At 72.4% G+C, this 2,900-nt stretch carries 5 protein-coding genes; all 5 read left to right on the forward strand.

The features are described 5' to 3' along the window. Positions 1-381: sensor histidine kinase (locus DEIPI_RS0106450; protein ID WP_027481246.1), on the forward strand; the 381-nt coding region annotated here is incomplete at its 5' end. Then, the gene (locus DEIPI_RS0106455; protein WP_027481247.1) at positions 378-1,019 is read left to right on the forward strand and encodes a response regulator; all 642 of its coding nucleotides are present in this window, start codon (positions 378-380) and stop codon (positions 1,017-1,019) included. The genes DEIPI_RS0106450 and DEIPI_RS0106455, both read left to right, overlap by 4 nt. Positions 1,020-1,096: 77 nt before the next feature. Beyond that, positions 1,097-1,615 (forward strand): hypothetical protein, encoded by a 519-nt coding sequence (locus tag DEIPI_RS29045; RefSeq protein ID WP_045233733.1) that lies wholly within the window; start codon positions 1,097-1,099, stop codon positions 1,613-1,615. 46 nt (positions 1,616-1,661) lie between these two features. Beyond that, positions 1,662-2,042, forward strand: coding sequence for a hypothetical protein (locus tag DEIPI_RS0106465; RefSeq protein WP_027481248.1), 381 nt, complete (start codon positions 1,662-1,664; stop codon positions 2,040-2,042). 81 nt (positions 2,043-2,123) lie between these two features. Continuing rightward, a partial coding sequence (locus tag DEIPI_RS0106470) for a DUF72 domain-containing protein (RefSeq protein WP_027481249.1) occupies positions 2,124-2,900 on the forward strand: 777 nt, incomplete at its 3' end.

Consider the following 2,900-nt stretch of genomic DNA (forward strand, 5'->3'; position numbering starts at 1 on the left):
GCCGTCGACTTCGCGGAGCGCAACGGCTGGGCCCTCCACGCGGACCTCGCGGACCCGCGCCTGCCGCCGCAGACCGTGGCGGCCCTCGCCCGTGCGGCGCGCGAGACGCTCGTGAACGTCGAACGTCACGCGGACGCGCGCCACCTCGACGTCACGCTGCGCGAGCAGGACGGATCGCTCGTCCTGCTCGTCGAGGACGACGGGCGCGGCTTCGACCCCGCGAGCGTCGGGAGCGGGCATTATGGACTGCGGGGCCTGCACGAACGGCTCGCGCTGCTCGGCGGGAACGTCCGCGTCGACAGCGCGCCCGGCTCGGGCGCGCGGGTCGCGCTCACGCTGCCCCTGGAGGCCCACCCCACCCCCGAAAGGACCCGCTCTTGATCCGACTCCTGATCGCCGAGGACCAGCCCCTGATGCGCGCGGGCCTGCGCGCCGTCCTGGAAACCGAGGACGACCTCGTCGTCGTCGCGGAGGCCGGAACGGGCGCGCAGGCCGTCACGCTCGCCCGCGAGCATCGCCCGGACGTCATCCTGATGGACGTGCAGCTGCCCGAAGGGTCCGGCGTGGACGCCACGCGCGCCCTCGCCGGGGACGACCTCGCCCGCAGGGTGCTGATCCTCACCACCTTCGACCGCGAGGACTACGTCCTCGACGCGCTGCGTGCCGGCGCGAGCGGGTACCTGCTCAAGGACGTCGACGCGGACGAACTCCTGAGGGTCATCCGCCTCGTCGCTCACGGCGAGAGCTTCATCCAGCCCGCCGTGGCGACGAAGTACCTGCGTCTGCTGACGCAGCGCCCGCCCGACACGGAGGAGCCGCTCACCCCGCGCGAACTCGACGTCCTGAACCTCCTCGCGCAGGGGGAGAGCAACAAGCGGATCGCCACGCGGCTCGGCCTCGCCGAGAGCACCGTGAAGAACCACGTGAACAACATCCTCGGCAAGCTGCAGGTGCGCAACCGCACCGAGGCGGCCCTCAAGGCGCGCGCGCGGCGTGAGGGGGACGGACCCGGACGGTAGACCAGTACCTTCTGCCCGGGTCCCCGAGGTCCGGACGGTGGGCGCGCCCGAGAGGGTCGGCGGCGCACCCTGGAGGCATGACCACCTTCGACTGGATCCTGAACCTCACGATTCTCGCCGTCATGATCTTCACCGTCATCGGGACGCGCCGCGTCACCGCCGCGACCTTCGTGCGTCCCCTCGTCATCGTGTGCGTCGTCGTCACGGCCTTCCTGCGCGGCGTCCCCACGAGCGGTCACGACGTGGCGCTCGTCCTGGGGTTCGTGGGTCTCGGGGCGGTGCTGGGCGCGCTGTCGAGCGCCGCGTCACGGGTGCTGGTGCGAGAAGGGCGCGTCATGGTCCAGGCGGGCGCGGCGTACGCGCTGGTGTGGCTCGTCGCGGTGGGCTTTCGCGTGGCGTTCGTGGAGCTCGCGACGCACAGCGAGCGCTTCGGTCGGTGGCTCGTGACGTTCAGCGTGCAGCATCAGATCACCGGCGCGGACGCGTGGCGCGCGGCGTTCGTGCTGATGTCCCTGACGATGGTCGTGACGCGCGTCGCGCTCGTCGCCTGGCGTGCTCACTCCGTGCGGGACCGCGCCGCGCTGGTTCCTGCCTGACCGGGCGATCATGCCCGCGTCATGCCCGCGCGCCTACCCTACGTCCATGAAGCTCCATCTCCGGCTCGCCCTCGCCCTCGCCCTGACCCTGACCGGGGCCGCGCAGGCCGCGTGGACCACCCAGGGACGGACGATCGAGCGGTCGAGCACCTCCCGCACCGACACCGCCGTGGCCTTCACCCTGCTTCCCGGCGAGGACCCCGTGACCGCCACGCTGGACTGCGTCCGCGCGACCCGTGCGGCCTATCCGAGGGTGACCTGGGTGAACTGCCTCGCCTACACGCCGCAGGGCTTCGCGAAGCGCTCCGGGAAGGTCCGCCCCTGCTACGCCGTGATCGTCCACTGGTTCGCGGACGACGGGGGCATGCTGCGGCTGTACCTCCCCCCGGACGACCGGGAGTACCCGAGGTCCTGCCCGGCCACCTGACCCATCCCGTGGGCGCGACCCTGCAGGGCTCTTGACCGAACCGTCACGACCGCGGGACCGCGCACGGCTAGCCTCACGGGCATGGACGCCCCCGCCGCCCCGGTCGAACCGCCCACGCCCGGCAGGGTGCATGTCGGGACGTCCGGCTGGACGTACCGGCACTGGCGGGGCGCGTTCTACCCGGAGGGGCTGGTGCAGCGGCGCGAGCTCGCCTACATCGCGTCGCGGTTCGACACCGTGGAGCTCAACGGGTCGTTCTACGCCCTGCAGACGCCCGGGACGTACGCGCGCTGGGCGGAGCAGACAGGGCCGGATTTCGTCTTCGCCGTGAAGGGCACGCGGTTCGTCACGCACATGAAGAAGCTTCGCGGCGTGCGCGCGCCCCTCGCGAACTTCTTCGCGTCCGGCCTGCTGCGCCTCGGGGACCGGCTCGGGCCGATCCTGTGGCAGCTGCCGGAGAGGCTGCGCTTCGATGCCCAGGTCCTCGCGGAGTTCCTGTCGTCGCTTCCGCGCACCACGGGTGAGGCCGCGCGACTCGCGGAGGAGCACGAGGCGCGCATGGAGGGCCGCGCCTGGACGAGTGTCGAGCGTGACGTCCCCCTGCGTCACGCGCTGGAGGTGCGGCACGAGAGCTTCCTCACGCCCGAGTGTACGGACCTGCTGCGTCGTCACGGCGTGGCGCTCGTCGTCGCGGACTCCGCCGGGCACTTCCCCCTGGTGGAGGAGGTCACCGCGAACTTCATGTACGTGCGGCTGCACGGCTCTCGCGAGCTGTACCGCAGCGGCTACGAAGCGGCCGAGGTCGCGGCGTGGGCGGCGCGCGTGCGCGCGTGGCAGGTGGGCAGCGAGCCGCCGGAC

The organism is Deinococcus pimensis DSM 21231, from assembly GCF_000519345.1.
GTDB lineage: Bacteria > Deinococcota > Deinococci > Deinococcales > Deinococcaceae > Deinococcus_A > Deinococcus_A pimensis.

Excerpts from the sequence above, each read along its gene's own strand:
- DEIPI_RS29045 (WP_045233733.1), top strand. The coding sequence starts at position 1,097 with ATGACCACCTTCGACTGGATCCTGAACCTCACGATTCTCGCCGTCATG.
- DEIPI_RS0106465 (WP_027481248.1), top strand. The coding sequence starts at position 1,662 with ATGAAGCTCCATCTCCGGCTCGCCCTCGCCCTCGCCCTGACCCTGACC.